This is a genomic window from Xylophilus sp. PBN-3R (genome assembly GCF_057747805.1).
In genome coordinates this window covers 540,593-565,774 of record NZ_CM173225.1, presented here as the reverse complement: position 1 = coordinate 565,774, position 25,182 = coordinate 540,593, and the positions used below count along the sequence as shown (strand labels likewise).

At 65.5% G+C, this 25,182-nt stretch carries 21 protein-coding genes; 9 read left to right on the top strand and 12 right to left on the bottom strand.

The annotated features are described in order from the left end of the window. Nucleotides 1-52: 52 nt before the first annotated feature. The 8 genes from AC3ANW_RS02640 (at nucleotide 53) to AC3ANW_RS02605 (ending at nucleotide 10,531) form a co-directional block, all read left to right on the top strand. A complete protein-coding gene (locus tag AC3ANW_RS02640; RefSeq protein ID WP_488343659.1) occupies nucleotides 53-862 on the top strand; it encodes a cytochrome C assembly family protein in 810 nt (269 codons plus the stop codon). After that, nucleotides 859-1,104: a PP0621 family protein gene (locus tag AC3ANW_RS02635; protein ID WP_488343658.1), complete on the top strand. Its 246-nt coding sequence runs from the start codon at nucleotides 859-861 to the stop codon at nucleotides 1,102-1,104. The genes AC3ANW_RS02640 and AC3ANW_RS02635 overlap by 4 nt, the downstream gene beginning before the upstream one ends. A gap of 18 nt (nucleotides 1,105-1,122) precedes the next feature. Further along, complete coding sequence (locus AC3ANW_RS02630; RefSeq protein WP_488343657.1) at nucleotides 1,123-2,811, top strand: ATP-binding protein; 1,689 nt, start codon at nucleotides 1,123-1,125, stop codon at nucleotides 2,809-2,811. After that, nucleotides 2,808-4,298, top strand: a complete 1,491-nt coding sequence (locus AC3ANW_RS02625; RefSeq protein WP_488343656.1) for a sigma-54-dependent transcriptional regulator — start codon at nucleotides 2,808-2,810, stop codon at nucleotides 4,296-4,298. Before AC3ANW_RS02630 ends, AC3ANW_RS02625 begins: the two co-directional genes overlap by 4 nt. Next, nucleotides 4,270-4,887, top strand: coding sequence for a 1,6-anhydro-N-acetylmuramyl-L-alanine amidase AmpD (ampD, locus tag AC3ANW_RS02620; RefSeq protein ID WP_488343655.1), 618 nt, complete (start codon nucleotides 4,270-4,272; stop codon nucleotides 4,885-4,887). The genes AC3ANW_RS02625 and ampD overlap by 29 nt, the downstream gene beginning before the upstream one ends. Before the next feature lie 342 nt (nucleotides 4,888-5,229). Beyond that, on the top strand, nucleotides 5,230-8,154 hold the full coding sequence (locus AC3ANW_RS02615) for a ribonucleoside-diphosphate reductase subunit alpha (RefSeq protein ID WP_488343654.1): 2,925 nt from the start codon (nucleotides 5,230-5,232) through the stop codon (nucleotides 8,152-8,154). 167 nt (nucleotides 8,155-8,321) lie between these two features. Continuing rightward, nucleotides 8,322-9,509 carry a ribonucleotide-diphosphate reductase subunit beta gene (locus AC3ANW_RS02610; protein ID WP_488343653.1) on the top strand — a complete coding sequence of 396 codons (1,188 nt, stop codon included), beginning with the start codon at nucleotides 8,322-8,324 and terminating at the stop codon, nucleotides 9,507-9,509. 203 nt (nucleotides 9,510-9,712) lie between these two features. After that, on the top strand, nucleotides 9,713-10,531 hold the full coding sequence (locus tag AC3ANW_RS02605) for a hypothetical protein (RefSeq protein WP_488343652.1): 819 nt from the start codon (nucleotides 9,713-9,715) through the stop codon (nucleotides 10,529-10,531). A gap of 59 nt (nucleotides 10,532-10,590) precedes the next feature. On the opposite strand, the gene AC3ANW_RS02600 is transcribed toward AC3ANW_RS02605, so the two are convergent. The 7 genes from AC3ANW_RS02600 to AC3ANW_RS02570 all read right to left on the bottom strand — a co-directional run bounded on the left by AC3ANW_RS02600 (nucleotide 10,591) and on the right by AC3ANW_RS02570 (nucleotide 16,676). Further along, on the bottom strand, nucleotides 10,591-11,484 hold the full coding sequence (locus AC3ANW_RS02600; protein WP_488343651.1) for a carbohydrate kinase family protein: 894 nt from the start codon (nucleotides 11,482-11,484) through the stop codon (nucleotides 10,591-10,593). Nucleotides 11,485-11,542: 58 nt separating this feature from the next. Beyond that, nucleotides 11,543-12,592 carry a DUF3426 domain-containing protein gene (locus AC3ANW_RS02595; protein ID WP_488343650.1) on the bottom strand — a complete coding sequence of 350 codons (1,050 nt, stop codon included), beginning with the start codon at nucleotides 12,590-12,592 and terminating at the stop codon, nucleotides 11,543-11,545. 43 nt (nucleotides 12,593-12,635) lie between these two features. Then, entirely contained in the window at nucleotides 12,636-13,526 is an 891-nt protein-coding gene (gene prmA / locus AC3ANW_RS02590; RefSeq protein ID WP_488345338.1) for a 50S ribosomal protein L11 methyltransferase, read from the bottom strand. Nucleotides 13,527-13,548: 22 nt separating this feature from the next. Next, nucleotides 13,549-14,898, bottom strand: coding sequence for an acetyl-CoA carboxylase biotin carboxylase subunit (gene accC / locus AC3ANW_RS02585; protein ID WP_488343649.1), 1,350 nt, complete (start codon nucleotides 14,896-14,898; stop codon nucleotides 13,549-13,551). Between the two features lie 6 nt (nucleotides 14,899-14,904). Next, on the bottom strand, nucleotides 14,905-15,363 hold the full coding sequence (gene accB / locus AC3ANW_RS02580; RefSeq protein WP_488343648.1) for an acetyl-CoA carboxylase biotin carboxyl carrier protein: 459 nt from the start codon (nucleotides 15,361-15,363) through the stop codon (nucleotides 14,905-14,907). A 156-nt stretch (nucleotides 15,364-15,519) separates the two neighbouring features. After that, a complete protein-coding gene (locus AC3ANW_RS02575; protein ID WP_488343647.1) occupies nucleotides 15,520-16,065 on the bottom strand; it encodes a TlpA disulfide reductase family protein in 546 nt (181 codons plus the stop codon). Between the two features lie 23 nt (nucleotides 16,066-16,088). Then, nucleotides 16,089-16,676 (bottom strand): hypothetical protein, encoded by a 588-nt coding sequence (locus AC3ANW_RS02570; protein ID WP_488343646.1) that lies wholly within the window; start codon nucleotides 16,674-16,676, stop codon nucleotides 16,089-16,091. Between the two features lie 79 nt (nucleotides 16,677-16,755). Here AC3ANW_RS02570 and mpl point away from each other — a divergent pair, with 79 nt between their 5' ends. After that, nucleotides 16,756-18,150 carry a UDP-N-acetylmuramate:L-alanyl-gamma-D-glutamyl-meso-diaminopimelate ligase gene (gene mpl / locus AC3ANW_RS02565; protein ID WP_488343645.1) on the top strand — a complete coding sequence of 465 codons (1,395 nt, stop codon included), beginning with the start codon at nucleotides 16,756-16,758 and terminating at the stop codon, nucleotides 18,148-18,150. A 20-nt stretch (nucleotides 18,151-18,170) separates the two neighbouring features. On the opposite strand, the gene AC3ANW_RS02560 is transcribed toward mpl, so the two are convergent. The 5 genes from AC3ANW_RS02560 to AC3ANW_RS02540 form a co-directional block, all read right to left on the bottom strand. After that, on the bottom strand, nucleotides 18,171-19,289 hold the full coding sequence (locus AC3ANW_RS02560) for a 3-deoxy-7-phosphoheptulonate synthase (RefSeq protein WP_488343644.1): 1,119 nt from the start codon (nucleotides 19,287-19,289) through the stop codon (nucleotides 18,171-18,173). A 220-nt stretch (nucleotides 19,290-19,509) separates the two neighbouring features. Beyond that, a complete protein-coding gene (gene tldD / locus AC3ANW_RS02555) occupies nucleotides 19,510-20,970 on the bottom strand; it encodes a metalloprotease TldD (protein WP_488343643.1) in 1,461 nt (486 codons plus the stop codon). A gap of 64 nt (nucleotides 20,971-21,034) precedes the next feature. Further along, on the bottom strand, nucleotides 21,035-22,252 hold the full coding sequence (locus AC3ANW_RS02550; protein WP_488343642.1) for an MFS transporter: 1,218 nt from the start codon (nucleotides 22,250-22,252) through the stop codon (nucleotides 21,035-21,037). Next, nucleotides 22,252-23,406 (bottom strand): rod shape-determining protein RodA, encoded by a 1,155-nt coding sequence (rodA, locus tag AC3ANW_RS02545; RefSeq protein ID WP_488343641.1) that lies wholly within the window; start codon nucleotides 23,404-23,406, stop codon nucleotides 22,252-22,254. Before rodA ends, AC3ANW_RS02550 begins: the two co-directional genes overlap by 1 nt. 60 nt (nucleotides 23,407-23,466) lie before the next feature. Further along, on the bottom strand, nucleotides 23,467-25,098 hold the full coding sequence (locus AC3ANW_RS02540; protein WP_488343640.1) for an HDOD domain-containing protein: 1,632 nt from the start codon (nucleotides 25,096-25,098) through the stop codon (nucleotides 23,467-23,469). Nucleotides 25,099-25,182 lie beyond the last annotated feature (84 nt).

The window sequence follows — 25,182 nt, the reverse complement described above, 5'->3', positions numbered from 1 at the left end:
AGGCGTCGGCGACGCCTGAAGTGGGCGGCAAACGCCACTACACTCGGACGCCATGATTCTAGCGAGTGCGTCTCCGGCCGGGGTGGTGTTGGCTTTGGGCCTGGCCGCAGCCGGAGCCTATGCAGTTCCGGCCGTTTTTGCGCGGCGTATTTCCGACGCCGCCGGCCGTGCCGCCCTGGTGCTGGCCTGGCTGCTGCACGCCGTGGTGCTGGGCGGCACCCTGCTGGTGGAACCCGCCCGTTTCGGTTTCGGCCCGGCACTTTCGGTCACCGCATGGCTGGTGCTGACGGTCTATGCCGTCGAAAGCCGGATGTTCCCCCTGCTGCGCGCCCGCTGGGCCCTGTCCGGACTCGGCGCCCTCGCGGTGCTGCTGGCGCTGGTGTTCCCCGGGGCTCCGCTACACGTGAGCGGCAGCGCCACCCTGTTCGCGCTGCACCTGGCCCTGGGCATCGCGTCTTATGGCCTGTTCGCCGCCGCGCTGGTCCATGCCTGGCTGATGACCCGCAGCGAACGCCAGATGCGCCGCGGCGGCGACGCCCACAGCGGCATGCCGCTGCTGACGCTGGAACGGCTCACCTTCCGTTTCGTCACTGCCGGTTTCGTGCTGCTCACCGCCACCTTGCTGGCCGGCATCTTCTTCGGTGAACACATCTACGGCCGCGCCTGGCGCTGGGACCACAAGTCGATCTTCTCGCTGCTGTCCTGGGCGACTTTCCTGGTACTGATCCTGGGCCGGGCGCGTTTCGGCTGGCGCGGACGCAGTGCCCTGCGCTGGCTGTATGCCGGCTCGATGCTGCTGCTGCTGGCCTATGTCGGCTCGCGCTTCGTACTCGAAGTGGTGCTGGGGCGGCTGCCATCATGAAACTGCTCGTGATACTGGCGACGGTGGCCTTGCTGGTCTGGCTGCTGCGCGGCGACCGGCGACGCGCGGTCAGGCAGGACAAGGCGGCAGCGGCATCCGCGGCATCGACAACACGGGTACGCGGCCCCGAACCCATGGTGAGCTGCGCCGTCTGCGGCCTGCACCTGCCAGCCACAGATGCCTTGGCCGGCCCTGACGGCCGGCAGTTCTGCTGCGCCGAACACCGCCGTGGCCGCTCCTAGCCCGCTGCGCCCGCCGGCATGACGGAAAAGACCCCGCCGTGGTACGAGCCACCCGAAAGCGCGGGGCTGCGGATCTGGAACGGCTTCGCCACCGCGCGGGTGATGGTCGCGCTGGCCGTGCTGCTACTGCAGGGCCTGGTCTATCTGATGGGGCAGGACGTCCACAAGACCTTCATCGCGTTGTGCAGCACCTACATGGTGGCCACGCTTTTCGTGCGCATCACGCTGCGGCCCCGGCTCCATGCGCCGCTGCTGGGTCAGCGCTGGCTGTCGACCATCGGCGTCGACCTGATCGCCTTCTCGGCCATGCAGAACCTGCAGCCCGGTGGCATGAACTACACGCCGCTGCTCGGCCTGCCGGTGCTGATGGCCGCGGTGCTGGGCTCGCGCCGCACCGCCCTCGGAACCGCCGCGGCCGTCACCCTGCTGCTGCTGGCCGAACCCTGTCTTGCCTGGCTCCAGGGGCACGGCCCGATCCCGGCGCAATTCGCCCAGGCCGGGCTCACCGGCACCGGCTATTTCCTGGTGGCCTCGCTGGTCCACCCGGTCGCGGCACGGCTGGCGCGCGAGGAACAACTGGCCCGCCAGGGCCAGCAGGCCGCCGTGGTGCAGGCGCAGGTGAACGAACTCGTCATCGCATCGTTGAGCGACGGTGTGCTGGTGGTGGACGACCAAGACAACGTGCGTGCCGCCAACCCGGCCGCACGCCTGCTGCTGGACCAGGTGGTGAAGGTGCAACTGCCGTTCTCGCTGGCCGGCACGCCGGGCTGGTATCCCTTGCTGGAAATGGCGCGTCGCACCTTCGCGCAGGGCGACGGCGAAGATGCGCTTGCGGGCGACATCGCACTGCAGCATGAGGGCGGCGGCCCCCGGCGGCTGCACGTCAAGACCCGGCTGACCACGCCCTGGTACACCCGTGCCGAACGGCTGTGCGTGATGTTCCTCGAAGACCAGCGCGAGACCGAGGCGCGGCTGCGTACCGAAAAACTGGCCGCCATGGGCCGCATGTCGGCGGCGGTGGCCCATGAGATCCGCAATCCGCTGGCCGCCATCGTGCAGGCCAACCAGCTGCTGGACGAAGACCTGACCGATCCCGGCCAGAAACGCCTGGCCGCCATGGTGCGCCAGAACGCCCAACGGCTGGCCCGCATCGCCGAAGAGGTGCTGGACGTGTCCCGCGCGCAGCAGCAGTTCCATTTCGACGCGGCCACCCTGGCGCTGGACGAACAGGCCGGCACGATCTCCATCGACTGGCATGTCAATGCCGGACGCGGTTGCGGCCTGCAGTTCGTACCCGGGGCGCCGCACCTGATGGTCGAGTTCGACCCCGACCACTTGCGTCGTGTGCTGGTCAACCTGCTGGACAACGCGCTGCGCTACATCAGCAGCCAGGACGACGCCCTGCAGGTGCGCACCTGGAGCACCGGCAAACAGGCGCTGATGGAAGTCTGGAGCGACGGCCCACCGCTCGAACCCACCGTGGCCGAACGGTTGTTCGAACCCTTCTTCTCGTCCGAAAGCCGCTCCAGCGGCCTGGGCCTTTTCATCTGCCGCGAACTATGCGAACGACACGGCGCGGCCATCGGCTACCGGCGGGTCGCCCGGCCGACCGGACGCGGTCCCGTACAGGGCAATGCCTTCACGCTGGCCTTCCGCCAGGCGGCCGGCACCATGCCTGCCATGCCGTTTGACACAATAGCGCCGTGACAGCCGCCACCCGCTCCGCCCATGTCGACACGACCGTTCTCGTCATCGACGACGAACCGGACCTGCGCACGCTCTACGAACTGACGCTGCTGCGCGAGGGCTACCGGGTGAAGGCCGCCGGCACGCTGGCCGAAGCGCTCGACCTGCTGGGGCAGCAGCGCTTTGGCGCCATCATCAGCGACATGCGGCTGCCCGACGGTTCCGGCCTGGCGGTGCTGCAGATGCTGCGCAGCGGCAACCGGCCCGAACGCTGCATCGTCATGACTGCGTTCGGTTCTGCCGAAAACGCGGTGGAAGCCCTGAAGGCCGGTGCGTTCGACTACCTGACCAAACCCGTGGACCTGCGGCAGTTCCGCGCCGTGGTGGCGGCCGCGGTGCAGACCGGCGCTGCGCCCCCGGTCGCCGTCGGTCCGGCAGCGCGGCCGACGCCCGGCGTGCCGCTCGCACCCGCGTCCGCGCCCGGGGCGGCCGGCGGCATCGCGCTGGCGCGCATGGTCGGCGATTCGGTGGTCATGCAGTCGGTTCGCAGCCGCATCGCCAAGGTGGCACGCACCATGGCGCCGGTGCTGATCCGCGGTGAATCCGGCACCGGCAAGGAACTGGTGGCGCGCGCGCTGCATGCGAGCAGCCACCGGGCAGCAGGCCCCATCGTGGCGGTCAACTGCAGCGCCATCCCCGAGAACCTTCTGGAAAGCGAGTTCTTCGGCGCCCGCAAGGGTGCCTACACCGGTGCCAATGCCGACCGCGAAGGCTACTTCCAGGCTGCCCGTGGCGGCACCTTGTTCCTCGACGAGATCGGCGACCTGCCGCTGGCCATGCAGTCCAAGCTGCTGCGCGCCATCCAGGAACGCTGCGTGCGGCCGGTCGGGTCGGCCCAGGAAGACACCATCGACGTGCGCATCGTCAGCGCCACCCATCGCGATTTGGGCGCTGACGTCCGTTCCGGCCGGTTTCGGCAAGACCTGTATTACCGGCTCAACGTGATCGAGGTGGTAGTGCCACCTCTGCGCGAACGCCGCGAAGACCTGGCCCAGTTGTGCGCGGCATTGCTCGAACGTATCTCGGCCGAGTCGGGCATGCCGACACCCCGGCTGTCCGAAGCCGCGCTGGAGCGCCTGCAGACCCTTCCGCTACCCGGCAATGTGCGAGAACTCGAGAACCTGCTGCACCGGGCGGTGGCGCTCAGCGAAGGCGAGCTGCTGCAACTGGAAGCCGCGGAGGACGACGAATGCGCCGCCGATGCCGGGCCGCCGCCCATACCGAGCGCGGTTCCCATGCCCGACGACCTTCAGGCCTACCTCGACGCCCGCGAGCGCGAGATCCTGGTAAAGGCGCTAGCCGACAACCGGTTCAACCGCACCGCCGCGGCCGCCCAACTGGGGATCAGCCTGCGGCAGATCCGCTACCGCATCGCCCGGCTCGGCATCACCGAACCGGGCGATACCCATGAAGCCGAAAATGCCGCCAGTGCCGCAGACGGCGACTGACGGCCCCGCCGGGTCCGATACCTGGGACGGCGGCTGGCTGCGCAGCGCGTTGCACTGCCCCTCACCCAATTTCGGCCCGCGTCCGGCCGATGCGGTGATCGACCTGGCGGTGGTGCACTCCATCAGCCTGCCGCCGGGCGAATACGGCGGCCCCGAAGTCTTCGAACTGTTCACCAACCGGCTGGACTGGGATCGCCATCCTTATTTCGCCACCATTCGCGGCATGGAGGTCTCTAGTCACTTCTATATCCGCCGCGACGGCGCGTTATGGCAGTTCGTCGACTGCGACGCTCGCGCCTGGCATGCCGGCCGGTCGCACTGGCGCGGCCGCGACAACTGCAACGACGATTCGATCGGCATCGAACTGGAGGGACTGGAGGGCCTGACCTTCGAAGCTGCGCAATACATCACTCTGGCCCGGGTCTGCCAGGCGCTGCCCCGGCGTTACCCGGTGACCTTCGTCGCCGGCCACTCGGACATCGCACCGGGGCGCAAGAACGATCCCGGCCCCGGCTTCGACTGGAAACGCTTCCAGCGTCTGCTCGGCTGGTCGGATGCCTCATTTCCAGGCAGCCCCGCCAGCGTGTAAAAAAACTCCGAAAAAATTTCAGAACGTTTTTTCCGCCGCTGGTTTGGACGGACAAACGCCGCAGGCCGCATGGGCGCTGGGTTTGCCGGGTTTCCGCAATTTCGCCGTTTTTAGGCATCCGGCATGTCAAGAGGAACGGCACAATTTTTTGTGTGTTCAACACAACCTGTGGTGTCTAGAATGAACCCCCGACCCTACATATAGGGCTTTGATCCGGCACCAGCCACTGCCGTAAGACTGCCAGCCCCGGTTGGCAGCGATTGCCGAGATAGCGCGTTTCCTGCCGCCGCCACGTGCCGCGTACACGGTCAAAGCCACTGAACAACGTTGAGGAATACCCGAATGCAAACTGCCACCAGCACGCCCATTGCCGAAGCCGGCCAACCCTTCCAGGCATCCGCCTCATCGACCGGCCAGAACCCGCCTGCCGCCAATGCGGGCACGCATTCGCATTACCAGATCATTCGCCGCAACGGCTCGGTCGTGCCGTTCGAGCCGCAGAAGATCGCGGTCGCGCTGATGAAGGCTTTCCTGGCCGTCCACGGCACAGGCGGCGCGGCATCGGCCAGCGTTCGTGAAACGGTCGACCTGCTGACCCAGAACGTCTCGCGTGCGCTGGTGCGTTCTCGTCCGGGCGGCGGCACCTTCCACATCGAGGACGTGCAGGACCAGGTCGAACTCGGCCTGATGCGTGGCAGCCACCACGAAGTCGCCCGCGCCTACGTGCTGTACCGCGAGCGCCGCACCCAGGAACGCACCCGCCAGGTCGAAGAAGCCAAGCCCGCCGCGCCGACCATGCACGTGATGGACAACGGCCAGCGGGTCGCCATGGACATGGGCAAGCTGCAGGCGCTGATCACCTCGGCCTGCTCCGGCCTGGGCGCCGACGTGAAGGCCGACCCGATCGTCGCCGAAACCATGCGCAACCTGTACGACGGCGTGCCGATCGACGAAGTGTTCAAGGCCGCCATCCTGGCTGCCCGCACCCTGATCGAAAAAGACCCGGACTACACCTACGCCACCGCCCGCCTGCTGCTGCACACCATCGCCCGCGAAGTGTTCGGCCGCGAAACCGCGCCGCACGAGATGGCGGCCGCCTACATCGAGTACTTCCCCCGTTTCATCCAGACCGGCATCGACAACGACCTGCTGGACGAACGCCTGGGCGGCTATGACCTGCCTCGCCTGGCACGTGCCCTGAAGGCCGAGCGCGACCTGCAGTTCGACTACCTCGGCCTGCAGACCCTGTACGACCGCTACTTCCAGCACGTCAAGAAGACCCGCATCGAAATGCCGCAGTCCTTCTTCATGCGTGTGGCCATGGGCCTGGCGCTGCAGGAAACCGACCGCGAAGCCCGCGCCATCGAGTTCTACGAAGTGCTGTCGTCGTTCGACTTCATGTCGTCCACCCCCACGCTGTTCAACAGCGGCACCCTGCGCTCGCAGCTGTCGTCCTGCTACCTGACCACCGTGCCCGACGACCTCGACGGCATCTACGAGTCCATCAAGGAAAACGCCCTGCTGAGCAAGTTCGCCGGCGGCCTGGGCAACGACTGGACCCGCGTGCGCGCCTTGGGCTCCCACATCAAGGGCACCAACGGCGAATCGCAAGGCGTCGTGCCCTTCCTGAAGGTGGTCAACGACACCGCCGTGGCGGTCAACCAGGGCGGCAAACGCAAGGGCGCCGTCTGCACCTACCTCGAGACCTGGCACCTGGACATCGAGGAGTTCCTGGAACTGCGCAAGAACACCGGCGACGACCGCCGCCGCACCCATGACATGAACACCGCGAACTGGATCCCCGACCTGTTCATGCGCCGCGTCATGGAAAAGGGCGAATGGACGCTGTTCTCGCCCTCCACCGTGCCCGACCTGCACGACCTGTTCGGTGCCGACTTCGAACGCGCCTACGTGGCCTACGAAGCCCGTGCCAAGGCCGGCGAGATCAAGCCGTCGCGCACCCTCCAGGCAACCGACCTGTGGCGCAAGATGCTCACCATGCTGTTCGAGACCGGCCATCCCTGGATCACCTTCAAGGACGCCTGCAACGTGCGCTCGCCGCAGCAGCACGTGGGGGTCGTGCACTCTTCCAACCTGTGCACCGAGATCACCCTGAACACCAGCGACACCGAGACCGCCGTCTGCAACCTGGGTTCGGTCAACCTGCAGCAGCATCTGAAGGACGGCAAGCTCGACCACGACAAGCTGCGCAAGACCATCTCCACGGCCATGCGCATGCTCGACAACGTGATCGACATCAACTACTACGCCGTCAAGAAGGCACGTGACTCCAACCTGCGCCACCGCCCGGTCGGCCTGGGCCTGATGGGCTTCCAGGACAGCCTGTACGAACTGCGCATTCCGTACGCATCGCAACAGGCCGTCGAGTTCGCCGACAAGTCGATGGAAGCCATTTGCTACTACGCCTACTGGGCATCGACCGAGCTGGCCCGCGAACGCGGCCGCTACGAGACCTACCAGGGTTCGCTGTGGGACCAGGGCATCCTGCCGCTGGACACCCTGAACCTGCTGGCCGAAGCCCGCGGCGGTTATGTCGAGGTAGACCGCTCGGTATCGTTGGACTGGGACAGCCTGCGCAAGAAGATCGCCGCCGACGGCATGCGCAATTCGAACTGCGTGGCCATCGCTCCGACCGCCACCATCTCGAACATCATCGGCGTCGACGCATCCATCGAACCCTGCTTCGGCAACCTGTCGGTCAAGTCGAACCTGTCCGGCGAATTCACCGTCATCAACAGCTACCTGGTGCGTGACCTGAAACGCCTGAACCTCTGGGACGACGTGATGGTCATGGACCTGAAGCACTTCGACGGATCGCTGCGTCCCATCGACCGCGTGCCGCCCGAAATCAAGTCGCTCTACGCCACCGCTTTCGAAGTCGAGACCACCTGGCTGGTCGAGGCCGCGTCGCGCCGCCAGAAGTGGATCGACCAGGCCCAGTCGCTCAATATCTACATGGCCGGAGCATCGGGCAAGAAGCTCGACGACACCTACAAGCTTGCCTGGACCCGCGGCCTCAAGACCACCTATTACCTGCGCACCATCAGTGCCACGCACGCCGAAAAATCGACCGTGCATTCGGACCGCCTCAACGCAGTTTCGTCTTCGCAGAAGGCAGCCCCTTCGGCACTCGAAGCCGCTGCTGCGCAGGCTCGTGCGCAGGCCGAAGCCGATGCCGCTTCGGTGCCTGCGACCGACATCAAGTTCTGCGCCATCGACGACCCGGGTTGCGAAGCCTGCCAGTAATTTGAGTCGAGGCCGAAAGGCCTATCGACACCGTGCCGGACATGCCTCAGAACAGGCTCGGCACGATGCTCGAACACAACATCGAAGGCCTGCCGAAATGCATGCAGCTGTGTCAGCCGCTTTTCATTTCACAGGCCTGCTTTCATAATCGAACGATCGGAAAATCCATGCTGACCTGGGACGAAGAAACCATTCCCACAACGCCGTCCACGACGTACGGCGAGACGCCTGCTGCGCGTGTCGATCCGGCACCTGTTGCGGCACCTGCGACCGCATCCGTGGCTGCGCCCGCTACGTCGGTACAAGCCACCATGACGACTTCGGCAGCCCCTGTCGCACGCCGCGTGAACGCGGCCGACAAACGCATCATCAACGCCAAGACCGACGTCAACCAGCTGGTCCCGTTCAAGTACAAGTGGGCCTGGGAAAAGTACCTCGCCACCTGTGCCAACCACTGGATGCCGCAAGAGGTCAACATGACCCGCGACATCGCGCTGTGGAAAGACCCGAACGGCCTGACCGAGGACGAACGCCGCATCGTCAAACGCAACCTCGGCTTCTTCGTCACAGCCGACTCGCTGGCCGCCAACAACATCGTGCTGGGCACGTACCGCCACATCACCGCACCCGAGTGCCGCCAGTTCCTGCTGCGCCAGGCATTCGAGGAAGCCATCCACACCCACGCCTACCAGTACATCGTCGAGTCGCTCGGCCTCGATGAATCCGAGATCTTCAACGCGTACAACGAAGTGGCGTCGATCCGTGAAAAAGACGAGTTCCTGATCCCCTTCATCGAAGCCATCAGCGACCCGCTTTTCCACACCGGCACCTTCGAGACCGACCAGACCCTGCTCAAGTCGCTGATCGTCTTCGCCTGCCTGATGGAAGGCCTGTTCTTCTACGTCGGTTTCACCCAGATCCTGGCGCTGGGCCGCCAGAACAAGATGACCGGCGCGGCCGAGCAGTACCAGTACATCCTGCGCGACGAGTCGATGCACTGCAACTTCGGCATCGACCTGATCAACCAGCTCAAGCTCGAAAATCCGCAGCTGTGGACCAACGAGTTCAAGGCCGAAATCAAGCAACTGTTCCAGAAGGCCGTCGAGCTCGAATACAAGTACGCCGAAGACACCATGCCGCGTGGCGTGCTGGGCATGAACGCGTCGATGTTCAAGGGCTATCTGCGCTACATCGCCAACCGTCGTGCCACGCAGATCGGCCTCGAGCCCCTGTTCCCCAACGAGGAAAACCCGTTCCCCTGGATGAGCGAAATGATCGACCTGAAGAAGGAACGCAATTTCTTCGAAACCCGGGTCATCGAATACCAATCCGGTGGCGCCCTTTCCTGGGACTAGAAGGCTGACACTGCAATCCGTCATGGCCCCCCGATTCACGCCTGCCCCTCACTGCGCCGTCAGAGCGCGGAGCGGCAGGCGTTCCTGCGTTCATGGTGCTGAAGCCCCGCCTCCTGCGAGTGCGCGAGCTTCAGCACCATGGATCATTCCGTCGCCCAAAGCGCGAGCGGAGTGCTCTTTGTAATGTGACCAAGGAGAAAATAATGGCAACTGCGAAAAAACCGGCCGCCAAGAAGGCCGCCCCCGCAAAGACGGCGGCACCAGCTACGAAGAAGGTCGTGACGAAGAAGGCAGCGGCTCCGGCACCAGCGCCGGCCAGGAAGGCGGCCGCACCAGCACCGGCACCTGCGAAGAAGGTCGTGGCCAAGAAGGCTGCAGCACCGGCGCCGGCAGCCGCCAAGAAGGCAGCAGCACCGGCCAAGAAGGCTGCGGCACCAGCGGCACCTGCGAAGAAGGCTGTCGCCGCCAAGAAGGCAGTGGCTCCCGCGAAGAAGGCCGCTCCCGCCAAGAAGGCTGCAGCTCCTGCCAAGAAGGCTGCTGCTCCGGCAAAGAAGGCGGCTCCGGCTCCTGCGAAGAAGGCTGCGACCCCCGCCAAGAAGGCTGCTCCGGCACCGACCAAGAAGGCGGCTCCTTCGAAGACTGCTGCACCTGCGAAGACTGCTGCACCTGCTAAGAAGGCTGCTCCGGCTCCTGCGAAGAAGGCTACCGCTCCGGCCAAGAAAGCTGCTGCTCCTGCGCCAGCCAAGAAAGCCGCGGCTCCGGCAAAGTCTGCCGCTCCGGCAAAAGCCGCTGCTCCTGCCAAGAAGGCTGCAGCACCGGCGAAGAAGGCCGCTGCTCCGGCACCTGCACCAACGCCCGCACCAGCTCCGGCCAAGAAGGCAGCACCCGCAAAGAAAGCCGCCGCCAAGAAGGCCACTGCTCCTGCAGCCGCGCCTTCCAGCGCCGCCGCAACTGCGCCCGCTGCACAGACCACGCTGAACCCGCAGGCCGCATGGCCGTTCCCGACCGGCACCAAGCCCTGATCGGTTAGAGACACACCGTCTCTCGCCCGATGCCTCCCGGCATCGGGCTTTTTTTTGCCTTACAGGATGCCGGCGAGCGTGTAGTTCTGCGGACCGCGTTGTGCAACCTTGGCCGCGCCGACCTTGTTGCCGAGTTCCGCGCAACGGACCAAGTCCCAGCCCTGCTCCAGGCCGAACAGCAGTGCGCCGCGCCAGGCGTCGCCGCAGCCGGTCGGATCGACCACCGCCGCGGGCTGGACACCGGGAACGTGCGTACGTTCGCCATCCACCCAGACCTCGCAGCCTTCGGCCGCCAGCGTGACGACGAGACCGCGTACCTTCTTCGAAAGTTCGGCCAGGCTCAGGCCGGTGCGTTCGCACAGCATGCGGCCTTCGTAGTCGTTGACGGTCACCCAGCTGGCCTGCTCGACGAAGGCGGAAAGCGCAGCGCCGTCGAACATCGGCAGGCCCTGGCCCGGGTCGAAGACGAAAGGAATGCCGACCTCGGCGAACTGCTGCGCATGCTGCAGCATCGCGTCGCGACCGTCAGGCGAGACGATGCCGACCTTCACATCCGGCCGGGCCTCGATGCGGGTGACATGCGCCTGCATCATGGCGCCCGGGTGAAAGGCGGTGATCTGGTTGTTGTCGCGGTCGGTCATGATCATCGCCTGCGCGGTAAAACTGCCGTCCACGGTGTGCACGTATTCGGCCGAGATGCCGAGTTCCTGCAGGCGCGCGAGGTATTCCGCGCCGTCGCTGCCGACGGTGGCCATGGGCAGGGGCGTGCCGCCCAGCGCCTTCAATGCATAGGCGATGTTGCCGGCACAGCCGCCGAAGTCGCGGCTCAGCGAAGGCACCAGGAAGGACACATTGAGGATGTGCAACTGCTCCGGCAGTATCTGTTCGGCAAAACGCCCTTCGAAACCCATGATGGTGTCGAAGGCCAGGGATCCACAAATGATGGCTGACATGGAAGCTCGCTGATGAGTAGAAAGATGAAGAAACTCTGCCGACGGCGTCTGCGGGTGCTCAGGGATAGAAGGCAAGCACGCGATAGCCGGCCACGCGGTCGGCACCGACGGACGCCTGCAGCCCGACGGGAAGACTGCCGCTCCACGCACCGCTGGCACCCAGTTCCGGCGGCGCGTTCAGCTCCTTCGCCATCAGCACGCGGCGTACCAGGGGCTGGTCCTGGCTGTCGGTCAGGGTGAGTTCCAAGGCCGGCATCGCCAATGGCACGGCTGCCGTGTTGCGCACCTCGACATCGAACTGGAACAGATCGCCGCGTACCTTGTTGAAGGAAGACGCATCGATCACCACCGAATCGATGCGCTGCAGCGGACGCACTTCACAGCCCAGCGGAACACATAACGAAGCCAGCGCGGGTCTGAGCCCGGGCAGATGCGCCGCCAGCCGGTCGCGCTCGGTGCGCACGAACTGCAGCGCCAGGGCCAGCGCCAACGCGGCACAGACCAGCAGGCTGGCGAAGACGACCATCGGCTGCTGCCAAAAGGCCCGGCGTTCGGCCACACGAACGAAACCGAGTTCCCGCAGCGTGGCTGCGGCGTCGCCCGCTTCATCGCGAGCTTCCAGCGTTCCGGCGACGGGCGCCGGAGGAACGAACGCCGGCTGGTAAAGGGATTGCTGGGGCTCGTCGTTGTCGGCCGTCTGCAGCAGCAACGCGGAAGGCACGTCGCCCTCTTCGTCTTCCTCGTTCTCATCGTGGTCGGCAAAATCCGGTTCCGGTAGCGGTGCCGGGCGTTCCAGGGTTTCACCGTTCAGGACGACACGCGCTGCAGGCGAGCGACGCAACCAGACGGCTGCAGGCTCGGACGGAAGGGTTGCGGGCCTCTCCATGAACACCGGCGATCCGGGTTCGGGCATCGGTGCGGACAGGGGCTCCGGCGCGGACAGGGGCTCCGGATCAGGAAACGGCTCGCCGAGGGGCCGCAGGTGGGCCGCGGCATCGAAGACCTCACCGCACTGGCCGCAGCGCACCCAGCCTTCGGAGATCTTCAACTGATCGGGAACGACCTTGAAGGTCGTCGAACATGCGGGGCAGCGGGTGGACAGGCTCATGGGCACGCCGATTGTAGGCAGCGCCACGGCGCCCGCCACACCATCAGGCGGGCCGGGAAGCCGTCATCAGGATCCAGCCGTCTTCCTCGTCGTCCACCGACAGCGCCATATACGGCGCGTAGGCTTCCTTCAATTCGTCGGCCTGGCGCGACAGGATGCCCGCCAGCACCAGCGAGCCGCCGGCATCGACATGGGCGCACAGCAGCGGCGCCAGCACCTTCAGCGGCGTGGCCAGGATGTTGGCCAGCACAGTGCCGTAAACGCCCTGTGCCGCATCCGGCAGGCCGGCCTGCAGCACCACGCCGTTGGCGGTGGCGTTGTCGCGGGTCGACTGCACCGCAGCTTCGTCGATATCCACTGCATCGACCGAACTGGCGCCGTACAGCGCCGCGCCGATGGCCAGGATGCCCGAACCGCAACCGTAGTCGAGCACGCGCCCGAGTTCACTTGGCCGCCGGCCGGCCGTCCAGCGCAGGCACATGCGGGTCGTGGGATGGGTACCGGTGCCGAACGCCAGGCCCGGATCGAGCCGGATCATGCGGCGCGCCGCCGCCGGAACCTCATGCCAGGTCGGCACGATCCAGAAGTCCGGTGTGATCTCGACCGGTGCGAACTGCGATTGCGTCAGTCGCACCCAGTCCTGCTCGGCGACAGGACCTATGCCTTGTACCGTGCAGCCTTCGAAGAAGTCCTGCGCAGCCAGCAGACCGGCTGCTTCCTTCGCCGAAGATTCGTCGGGAAACAGAGCGGTGATACGCGACCGCAGCCAGCCTTCGGCCGGCGGCGGCATGCCGGGCTCGCCGAACAGGGCCCGCTCGGCAGGCGTCTGCGCATCGGCGTCCTCGACGCCGACCGACAGGGCTTCCAGCGCTTCCAGCGCATCGCTGACCGGCTCGACGCCGTCTTCTGGCACCAGCAGGTGCAGTTCGTACAAGGACATCAGGTGCCTACCCCGATCAGCGGTTGTGGGCGGCCAGCCACTCTTCCAGGTAGTGGATGTTGGTGCCACCCTCCTGGAACCGTGCGTCGACCATCACTTCGCGATGCAGTGGCACGTTGGTCTTGATGCCCTCGATGACAGTTTCCAGCAGCGCGGTCCGCATGCGGGCGATGGCCTGCTCGCGGCTGTCGCCGTGGGTGATGATCTTGCCGATCATCGAGTCGTAATTCGGCGGCACGAAATAGTTGGAATACGCATGCGAGTCCACCCGAACGCCAGGTCCGCCCGGCGCGTGCCAGGTCGTGATGCGGCCGGGCGACGGGGTGAACTTGTATGGATCCTCGGCATTGACGCGGCATTCGATGGCATGCCCGCGCAGCACGATGTCGCGCTGGGTGAAGGGCAGCTTTTCGCCGGCTGCGACCATGATCTGTGTCTTGACGATGTCCACGCCGGTGATGAGTTCGGTCACCGGATGCTCCACCTGCACGCGGGTGTTCATCTCGATGAAATAGAACTCGCCGTTCTCGTACAGGAACTCGAAGGTACCCGCACCGCGGTAGCCGATCTTCTTGCAGGCCGCCACGCAACGTTCGCCGATGCGTTCGATCAGCTTGCGCGGAATGCCCGGCGCCGGTGCTTCCTCGATCACCTTCTGGTGGCGGCGCTGCATGGAGCAGTCGCGCTCGCCCAGGTAGACGGCGTTCTTGTGTTTGTCGGCCAGGATCTGGATTTCAATGTGCCGAGGGTTCTGGAGGAATTTCTCCATGTACACCGCGGGATTGTTGAAAGCAGCGCCGGCTTCGGCCTTGGTCATCTGGATCGCGTTGACCAGGGCGGCCTCGGTGTGGACCACCCGCATGCCGCGCCCACCGCCGCCGCCCGCCGCCTTGATGATGACCGGGTAGCCGATCGCCTTGGCAATGCGTTTGTTGGTGGCGGCGTCGTCACCGAGTTCTCCTTCGGAGCCGGGCACGCAGGGCACGCCGGCCTTGATCATCGCGGCCTTGGCCGAAACCTTGTCGCCCATGATGCGGATGGACTCGGGCGTCGGGCCGATGAACTGGAAACCGCTCTTCTCGACCCGTTCGGCAAAAGCCGCGTTTTCGCTGAGGAAACCGTAGCCGGGGTGGATCGCCTCGGCATCGGTCACTTCGGCCGCCGAAATGATGGCTGGCATGTTCAGGTAGGACAGGCCCGAAGGCGCCGGCCCGATGCAGACCGCCTCTTCGGCCAGCTTGACGTATTTGGCATCGCGGTCGGCCTCGGAATAGACCATGACCGCGGTCACGCCCATTTCACGGCAAGCGCGCTGCACCCGCAGGGCGATCTCACCGCGATTGGCAACCAGGATCTTTTTAAACATGTCGCTTCAGCCGATCACGAACAGGGGCTGCCCGTATTCCACTGCCTGGCCGTTCTCCGCCAGGATCTGCATGACCGTGCCTGACTTGTCGGCTTCGATCTCGTTGAGGATCTTCATGGCTTCGATGATGCAGATGGTGTCGCCTTCCTTGACGACGCTGCCGACCTGCACGAAGCTGTTGGCGCCCGGACTGGACGCGTGGTACAGCGTACCGACCATCGGCGACTTGACGATATGGCCGGCCGGAGCTTCCGGGGCTGCCACGACAGCCGGCGCGGCAGCGGCGACGGGCGCGGCGGCGGCAGGTGCCGGTGCGGCGGCGACCGGTGCAGGCATGTATTGCTGAACGATGGCACCACCGCCCTTGACGATACGCACCTTGCCTTCGGCTTCGGTGATCTCGAGTTCGGAAACGTTCGACTCGGAGACGAGGTCGATCAGGGTCTTGAGTTTTCGCAGGTCCATGGGGAAGCTCGGCACCCGGAGAGGCGCCTGTAAAAAACAGAGGGCGAATGTACCCCAACTCAGCGGCAAATTACGCTTATCAGCGGTCTTTTCACAAAACCGTGACCTATCTTTGCGTAAAACCGCGTTGAAGGAGGATTGGGGGTCGTCGACCGGCTAAGTCCAGCTACTCAGGTCGGCTTCGGTAAGTTGGCCGATTTTACGGTGAAGAACAGCGCCGTTCGATGCAAAGACCACCGTGAACGGCAGGCTACCCTGGGAATTGCCCAAACTGCGAGAAAGCTCGGTCCCTTGCAGCCCGGCCATGCCAACCGGAAAAGCGATAGGTCTCGCTGCCAGGAACTTGCGCACCGAACTCGGCTGGTCGACCGCCAGGCCCAGCACTTGCCAGCCCTTGTCGGAGAACTCATGACCAAAGCGGTCGAGCATGGGTAGTTCGGCAACGCACGGAGGGCACCAGGTTGCCCAGAAGTTGACGATGAGTTTGCCTTTGCCCCTGAATGCGGCCAGGTCGAGCGGTTGGCCATCGGGTTGGTCGAACTGCTGCTGCCAGAGCACCGCGCCGCTGTCGCCGGCATTCTTGGCGTTGATGCGCCACGCCACGCCGGCACCGGCCGCCGCCGCGACACCGGCTGTCGTCCAGAGAACCACCTTCCGGCGTGACGGGCGTTCAGTCGTGATGGTGTGATCTGGATCGGACATGCCGGAATCGTCGCACAAGTGGTTCAACCGGCCGCCAGCAAAGCCCGCACGGCGGCAATGTCCCCCCGCGGAGGACGGCCTCGGCCATCCAGGCGCAGCGCGCCGCGCAGGTCGTCCAGGTCGTAGACCATCAGGTGCACACCCACCACGACGTCCAGGTCGGGCGAGCGCCCCGCCACACTCAGCGCCTCGACGGACTCGCCATGAAACCCGATGACCGTCTGCGGGTCGTAATCCACCCGATGGTCGATCAGCGAGATCTCCGCCGATTTGCAGTCATCGCAGAACATCTGAATATAGATGTCCGAAAGCCTGGTGGCCGTTCCGTGCCATACGGCGCCGCCGAGGTAGGGACGGAATTCAGCCATGCGGTTCATCCAGACCAGGGCCAGTTCACGCAAGGCGCGCAGTTCGGCCGGCTGGGTGTCTTCGCAGAAGATGGATATGTGTTCGCGAACCGCGTCTTCGACGGCTTCGTTGTCGGGCAAGGGCGCGCGACCTGAAAGCGCCAGCTGTTTGGCGGCGCGGCGTTTGGCAGGGCCGTATTCAAGGCCCTCTTCCACCACCAGCCTGGCGGCGGTGGCGGCGATTTCAGCGGTGGCAGTTTCCATGGCGGGGCTCGCAGAAGTTGTGCAATTCTCGCCTCAAGCAGCGCTGCCTGCCAACGGCCGGTCCGTAGAATCCTGCGCCATGCATATCCACATTCTCGGCATCTGCGGCACGTTCATGGGAGGCGTGGCCGCCCTCGCACGCGAAGCCGGACACCGCGTCACCGGTTGTGATGCCGGCGTCTATCCCCCCATGAGCGACCAGTTGCGCTCACTGGGCATCGAGCTCATCGAAGGTTTCGGCGCAGAGCAACTGGCACTGTCGCCGGACATCTATGTAGTGGGAAACGTGGTCAGCCGGGCTCGCCTGGCAGATGGGACGCCGAAGTTTCCGCTCATGGAAGCCATCCTGGACACCGGCGCCCGCTACACCAGCGGCCCACAGTGGCTGGCGGAAAACGTGCTGCACGGCCGGCACGTGCTGGCCGTCGCCGGCACCCACGGAAAGACGACCACCACCGCCATGCTGGCCTGGATCCTCGAACGGGTCGGACTGCACCCGGGATTCCTGGTGGGTGGTGTGCCGCTCAATTTCGGCGTGTCGGCCCGGCTCGGGAGTGGCAAGGCCTTTGTGATCGAGGCGGACGAGTACGACACCGCGTTTTTCGACAAACGCAGCAAGTTCGTGCATTACCGTCCAAGGACCGCGGTGCTGAACAACCTGGAATTCGATCACGCAGACATCTTCGACGACCTGGCGGCGATCGAACGACAATTCCATCACCTGCTGCGCACGGTGCCGGCAAGTGGTCGCGTGGTCTCCAACGGCACTGAAAGCGCATTGGAGCGGGTGATTGAAAAGGGTTGCTGGAGTGAACTGCGGCGTTTCGGTACCGAAGGCGCGGCCTTCAGTGATTTCAGCGCCGAGGGCGAACCCAGCGAATTCACCGTCGTGGCATATGGCTCACCCGTCGGCAAGGTGCGCTGGCCGCTGACCGGCGTGCACAACCAGAACAACGCCCTGGCCGCCATCGCCGCGGCTGAACATCTTGGCGTCAAAGCGGCTGAAGCATGTGCCGCTCTCGGCGAATTCATCAGCCCGCGCCGACGCATGGAGCAGCGCGGCGTCGCGCACGGGGTGACGGTTTACGACGACTTCGCCCACCACCCCACCGCCATCCGTACAACCCTGGACGGCCTGCGCCGGCAACTCGACCGGCAGCCCGGCGAGGCGCGCATCCTGGCGGTGTTCGAACCGCGCAGCAACACCATGAAGCTGGGCACGATGGCCGCCCAGTTGCCGGCGAGCCTGAAGGACGCCGATCTGGCCTTCTGCCACACCGGCGGGCTGGACTGGGATGCTGCGGCCGCCCTTGCACCGCTCGGGGAACGAGGCCACACGGCCGGATCGGTGGCTGAACTGGTCACGCAGGTGGCGGCAGCCGCCCAGCCCGGCGATCACATCGTCTGCATGAGCAACGGCAGTTTCGGCGGCATCCATCCGCTGCTGCTGGCTGCGCTGCAGGCCAAGGGCTGAGCCCTGCTGCGCAGCGCCGTTCAGCCGCGGCGGGTCTTGACAGCTGCGGACAGCACTTCCAGCGTTTCCAGCGAGTCGTCCCAGCCTATGCAGGCATCGGTGATGCTTTGGCCGTAGGTCAGGGCGGCCGAATCGTCTTTGCCGGGCGTGAACTTCTGGGCGCCGGCCTGCAGGTGGCTTTCGACCATCACACCGAACACGCTCCGTGAACCGCCGGCGATCTGCTGACCGATGTCCTGCGCCACCGTCAGCTGGCGTTCATGCTGCTTGCTGCTGTTGGCATGGCTGCAATCGACCATTAGCGTCGGCGGCAGGCCGGACTTTGCCAGGTCGGCACAGGCCGCTGCCACGCTGGCGGCATCGTAGTTGGGGGCCTTGCCGCCACGCAGGATCACATGGCAGTCCTTGTTGCCTTCGGTCTGCACGATGGCGACCTGGCCGTTCTTGTGGACCGACAGGAAATGATGGCCACGCGCCGCCGCCTGGATCGCGTCGGTGGCGATGCGGATGTTTCCGTCGGTGCCGTTCTTGAAGCCGATGGGCGCCGAAATGCCCGAAGCCAGCTCGCGGTGCACCTGACTTTCGGTAGTGCGGGCACCGATGGCGCCCCAGGAGATCAGGTCGCCGATGTATTGGGGCGAGATCACGTCGAGGAACTCGCTGCCGGCCGGCAGGCCCAGGCGGTTGATGTCGATCAGCAGCTGGCGCGCCATGCGCAGGCCTTCGTCGATGCGGAAGCTTTCGTCCAGGTAGGGGTCGTTGATCAGGCCCTTCCAGCCGACCGTGGTGCGGGGCTTCTCGAAATACACACGCATCACGATTTCCAGCGTGTCGGCGTACTTCTCGCGCTGCACCGCGAGGCGGCGGGCGTATTCGACAGCTGCGACCGGGTCATGGATGGAACACGGACCGATGATCACCAGCAAGCGGTCGTCGGTGCCGGCCATGATGTCGTGGATCCGGCGGCGGGTGTTGTCGATGAGGGTCTCGACCGGAGTGCCGTTGATCGGGAAAAAGCGGATCAGATGCTCTGGAGGCGGCAACACAGTGATGTCCTTGATACGTTCGTCGTCGGTGCGGCTGGTTTTCTCGGCGCGCGCATACCAAGGCTCGCTGGTGGTGTTGACGGAAGCGTTCATGGTGCTAACTCCTTTTTCTGTGTCCTGATCGGCTTGATCGGTGACGGTGGGTTCGGGATCCGTTGGGGCAAAAAAAAACCGCCGGGCTTTTCAGCTCGGCGGTTCCAGGGAAGAGTGTTTGCTTTACGCGCGCGCTTCCGGTCCGCCGAAGGTCGGAAACCAGAAATAAAACGAGTAGACGGCGCGGATTTGCATAGCGGCGAAATGTAGCACAGAGAATTTAAGCAGTGCCGCCGACGGTCAGGTCATTGATGCGCAGGGTCGGCTGGCCGACGCCCACCGGAACACTCTGGCCTTCTTTTCCGCAGGTTCCGACGCCCGGATCCAGCGCCATGTCGTTGCCGATCATGGTGACCTTCTTCAGCGCCTCCGGGCCGGCGCCGACGATGGTCGCGCCCTTCACCGGGTAGAGGATCTTTCCCTTCTCGACCCAGTAGGCCTCGCTGGCCGAGAAAACGAACTTGCCGCTGGTGATGTCCACCTGCCCGCCGCCGAAGTTGGTGGCGTACAGGCCCTTCTTGATGCTGGCGACGATTTCCTGCGGATCCTTGTCGCCACCCAGCATGTAGGTGTTGGTCATGCGCGGCATGGGAATGTGGGCGTAGCTTTCGCGGCGACCGTTGCCAGTGGCAGGCACGCCCATCAGGCGCGCATTCATCGCGTCCTGGATGTACGACTTGAGGATGCCGTCCTCGATCAGCACATTGCGCTGGCTGGCGTTGCCTTCGTCGTCGACGTTGAGCGAACCGCGGCGGTCGGCGATGGTGCCGTCGTCCAGCACGGTGACGCCCTTGGCCGCCACCCGCTGGCCGATACGGCCGGAAAACGCACTGGAACCCTTGCGATTGAAGTCGCCTTCGAGACCGTGGCCGATGGCTTCGTGCAACAGGATGCCGGGCCAGCCGGAACCCAGCACCACCGTCATCTCGCCAGCCGGCGCCGGACGCGAGTCCAGGTTCACCAGCGCCTGGCGCACCGCTTCGTCCACGTAATGCGTGATGAGTGCATCGTCGAAATACGCCAGGCCGAAACGGCCGCCGCCGCCAGCCGAGCCGACTTCCCGCCGGCCGCCCTGTTCAGCAATGACGGTGACCGACAGTCGCACCAGCGGACGGACATCCGCCGCCAGCGTGCCGTCGGCGCGGGCGATCAGCACCACGTCGTATTCGGCAGCCAGGCCGGCCATGACTTGCGCCACGCGCGGATCCTTGGCACGCGCCAGCTGCTCGACACGGCCCAGCAGGGCGATCTTGGCATTGCTGTCCAGCGAGGCGATGGGGTCGACCTCGGGGTACAGGGAACGGCTGCCGGCGATCTTGCGGGTGGCCACCTTGGCGCGGCCGCTGCGCGATGCCTGCGAGATGGAACGCACGGTGCGAGCCGCGTCCAGCAGGGAGGCTTCGGAAATGTCGTCCGAATAGGCAAAGGCGGTTTTCTCGCCGCTCACCGCCCGCACGCCGACGCCCTGGTCGATGCTGAAGGAACCCGTCTTGACGATGCCCTCCTCGAGGCTCCAGCCTTCGCTGCGGGTGTACTGGAAGTACAGGTCGGCGTCATCGACCTTGTGCGAACGGATTTCGGACAGCGCGCGCGACAGGTGGGATTCATCCAGGCCAAAGGGTTCCAGCAACAGGCGCTGGGCGATGGCGAGACGTTCGATGGTGGGTTCGCGGGAAATCATCCGCCCATTCTAGGACGGGGGGCATGGCCCTGCCCATCAGGGCGGGACTATGGCGACGATGGTCTCAAGCGGATTTGGGCGGACGCCTCAGCGAACGCAGCAGGTAAGGCAACAGCCCCAGCAGCAGCATCACCGCCGCGACGGCGAAAAGGCTGCCGTAGATCGCGCCCGGACTGCGACCGGCACGAAAACCCTGGCGTGCCAGCCAGCCATAGCCGCCGGACGCACAGGCCATACCCAGGAAAACGAAGGTGTTCAGTACCCCCAGCGCACGCCCGCGCAGAGCCGGCGTCACCGTTCCACGGCCTGCCGTCATCACGATGGGATGCAGGGTTCCAGCCGCCGCCAGCATGGTGAGCAGCACCAGGTCGAAGACCAGCGAAACGTCGGGCATCAGTGTCAGCAGCAATCCGGCCAGCACGCAGACCAGCATGGTTCCGCCGATGACCGCGCTGGCGCCGAACCGCCGGGTAAGCAGCGGGAGCGCGAAGGCGCAGGCGAAAGCACCCAGGCTGATGGCGGTGATCGCCGTGCCGCGGCTGAGCGGGTCCAGCCCGAAGACATCGGCCACGTACGGGCCACCCCAGGCGTTTCTGAAAGCCGTGCCCGCCGCCATGCCCAGGCAGACCGGCACCAGAGCCCACAGCGCCGGCACCTTCAGCAGCACCAGGGAGCCCTTCAGCAGCGCCAGCGGAGATTGTCCGTGCGAATCGGCATGGCCGATGTCGCGCACGTTGAGCCTTACCGCCACGCAAGCCACCAGCATGCAGCCGGTGGCCACCAGCATGGCCGGCCGCCAGCCGAAATGTTGCACCGACCAGCCCAGCGGAGACGCCGCACACAAGACGCCCAGCATGCCCAGCGCATTGGTGAACGACAGCACCTTCAGGTAGCGCCGCTCTTCCAGCTGGCTGGATGCGTAGTGGATCAGGCCCATGAACACCGGCGCACAGGCCAGCCCCAGGCCCACCTGCCCGAGCATGGCCACCGACCCGTGCGGAGCGATGGCGAACAGCAAGCCGCCCACCACACCGACGCCCAGCAGCACCGAAGTCGGCCGTCCCACACCCCAGCGGTCGAATGCCACGCCCACCGGCAGTTGCGCCACCGCGAACGCGAGGAAAAAAGCCGAGGACAAGGCACCGAAACCGGCCGGGTCCAGCGCCAGGTCACGCGACAGTTCGGGTGCCATCACCGCCAGGCAACTGCGGAAGAACTGGCTCATCGCGAAGGCGCCGGTCAGCGAGGCCAGCGCCAGCCCGGTGCGTGAAGACGCCCGCATCAGCCCGTCGCCGGCCGACGCGAACGCGCCACCGACATCAGGATCCCGAGCGCCATGCCCAGCGTCACCATCGCGGTGCCGCCATAACTGATGAAGGGCAAGGGCACACCCACCACCGGCAGGATGCCGCTGACCATGCCCATGTTGACGAAGGCATAGGTGAAAAAGATCATGGCCATGGCGCCCGCCAGCAGCCGCGAGAACATGGTGGGCGCATGCATGGCCAGCCACAGGCCGCGCAGCATCACGCAACAGAAACCGAACATCAGCGTCAGGTTGCCGACGAGGCCGAACTCCTCGGAAAAGGCGGCAAAGATGAAATCGGTGGTGCGTTCAGGTATGAATTCGAGATGGGTCTGCGTGCCGGCCATGAAACCCTTGCCCCATACCCCGCCGGATCCGATGGCGATCATCCCCTGGATGATGTGAAAACCCTTGCCCAGGGGATCCTTGGTCGGGTCGAGCAGGGTGCAGATGCGTTGCTGCTGATAGTCGTGCAGCACTGCCCAGCGAACGCCGCGAGCGCATAGCTCGGGTTCGAACCACACCACCAGAACGATGCCGGCCAGGCCCAGCAGCAGCGGCGGCAGTACCAGCTTCCAGCTGAGTCCGGCAAAGAAGATGACCGACAGTCCGGCCGCCAGCACCAGCAGCGAAGTCCCCAGGTCGGGCTGTTTCATGATGAGGCCGACCGGCACCAGCAGCAGTCCGCCGGCCGCCATGAAGTCCAGCGGCCTCAGCTGGCCCTCGCGTTTCTGGAACCACCAGGCCAGCATCAGCGGCATGGCGATCTTCAGCAGTTCGCTCGGCTGCACCACGACACCCAGGTTGATCCAGCGGGTGGCGCCCTTCTTGGTGATGCCGAACAAGGCAACCGCCACCAGCAGGCTGACACCCGCCACATAAAGCGGGACCGCTGCCAGCATGAGTTTCTGCGGCGGCACCTGGGCGATCAGGAACATGATCCCGGCGGCCAGGAGCATGTTGCGGCCGTGGTCCATGAAGCGGCTGCCGTGGTCGTAGCCGGACGAATACATGGTTAGCAGGCCTGCACCGCACAGCAGCAGCACGGCAGCGGCCAGTGGCCAGTCGAAGCCCTGCAGTAGCGGCAGCAGGCGCCGGGGGAGTGAAGGCTTGTCGAAGACTGCGGACATAACCGCCGATTATCCCGTGCCGGCGCAGGCCTCAGCACGAGAGCCGGGATTAGCCGGTGATCACGAAGCCTGGCGGAAAGCCATCACTGCCTGATTGCGCAGCGTGCGCAGCAGCGCAAAGCCCTTTTCGTCCATGAGGATGCCGCCCGCGCTGGCGTGGTCGGCATAGATCAGTCCCAGCGGCCGCCCCTTGTGCATGAGCGGCAGCAGCACGAAGGCGCCGGCATTGAAGGATTTGAGGTACCAGTCGGGCAGCTTGCTGCGCGACTGCGGGTCGGATGTGTCGGCCATCAGCAGATCGCCACCCTTTCGGCAGATGGCGGCGAACAGATCGCCCGCGGTATCCAGCGGCACCTTCAGCGCCAGCACCGCCTGCTGGTGGTTCTCGCCGACGCCGAAGCGGCCACGCATCTCGTCGGTCTTGGCATCCCGAAGGCACAGCACCACCTGTCGGAATCCCAGGGCGCGGTACATGGTGTCCAGCACTCGGCGCAGCACTTCGTCCAGGCGGAAGTCCGGGTCGCTCATGGCGTCGACGATCTCCTGCACGCCGGCTGCCAGCATGGTCGAGACCGCCGGCATCGCGTCACGCCCCGGGGCGTTGATGGCCTCCGTCCTGGCCGACCGGGCCTGCGCATAGGCCACCCGTTTTTCTTCCACGGTGCGGGCCTCGGCGGGCGTCAGCGGCGTGGGCGGCGGCGCAATGTCCTGCGGCACCGGCGGCGCCGACTGCAGCAGACGCGCCGCCGGAGAACCGGCCACCACCTGCAGTTGCATCGCGTCGGTCAGGGCGACGAGTTTCCGGTGGGCGCGAGTCGCGGCTTGGACCAGCCCATCGGTTCCGCCGGACACGACACTGCCGTACTTGCGTGCGATGCGGGCCAGTTCGGCCGGCAGCTCGGCGGGCGTGAAAGCCATGGCCGCGGTGGCCACTTCGTTGGCTGCGGCGCCGATCCAGCGCAGGCGTTCGCCGGCATCGTCGGGTGCCTTGGCCGGCGCGGCACCGACCGGCTTGCGCATCGCGCGCTGAAGGCTTTCGGGCAGCCCCCAGGCCTGGGCCACACCCAGTGCCAGGTCTTCGTTGGCAAGGCCCAGCACCTGAAGGGACGCCGCGTCCTCGTCACCCTCGAAGGCAGCGTCGACCAGCAAGGCGCGTATCTCCGCGTCCTCTTCACGGAAATAGAAGGTGACCAGCATGCGGCCGAGGTTCTGGAACAGTGCGCCGATGAAGGCGCCCTCGCTTTCGCGGGATGCCGGCGCGATCTCGCCCGCCACCGAACCCGCCATCAGGCCCTTGACGAATTCCTGCTTGAGTTGCTGGGCATGGGTCTTGTCTTCCATGTGGTCCAGCAGCACCAGGCTCAGCGCCACGTTGCGCACCGTGTTGAAGCCGACCAGGCTGACCGCACGCGACACCGTGCTGATGGTGCCGCCCTGACCCAGGTGCATGAACTGCGCGCTGTTCACCAGCCGCAGCAGCTTGTGGGTCAGCGCCACGTCCTCGAGGATCTCGGCGGTAAGGTCGGCCAGACTGTCGTCCTCCGAATCGGTGGTCTTCAGAATCCGCGCGACCGACTCGGACAGCGCCGGAAAATCGCTGCGATGACGCATGCGGCGCAGCAGGAACTCCAGGGCAGCATCACGCCGCGCACCTGAAGAAGGGGATGTCAGGGAGTCGGAAACCAGCGGCATCGAGGCAAGAGGGGCTGAAGAGGGATGTGTAAAGGAATGTACGACTTTCCGCGCATTCCTATCGGGGGGCAGGGGCCCGATAGC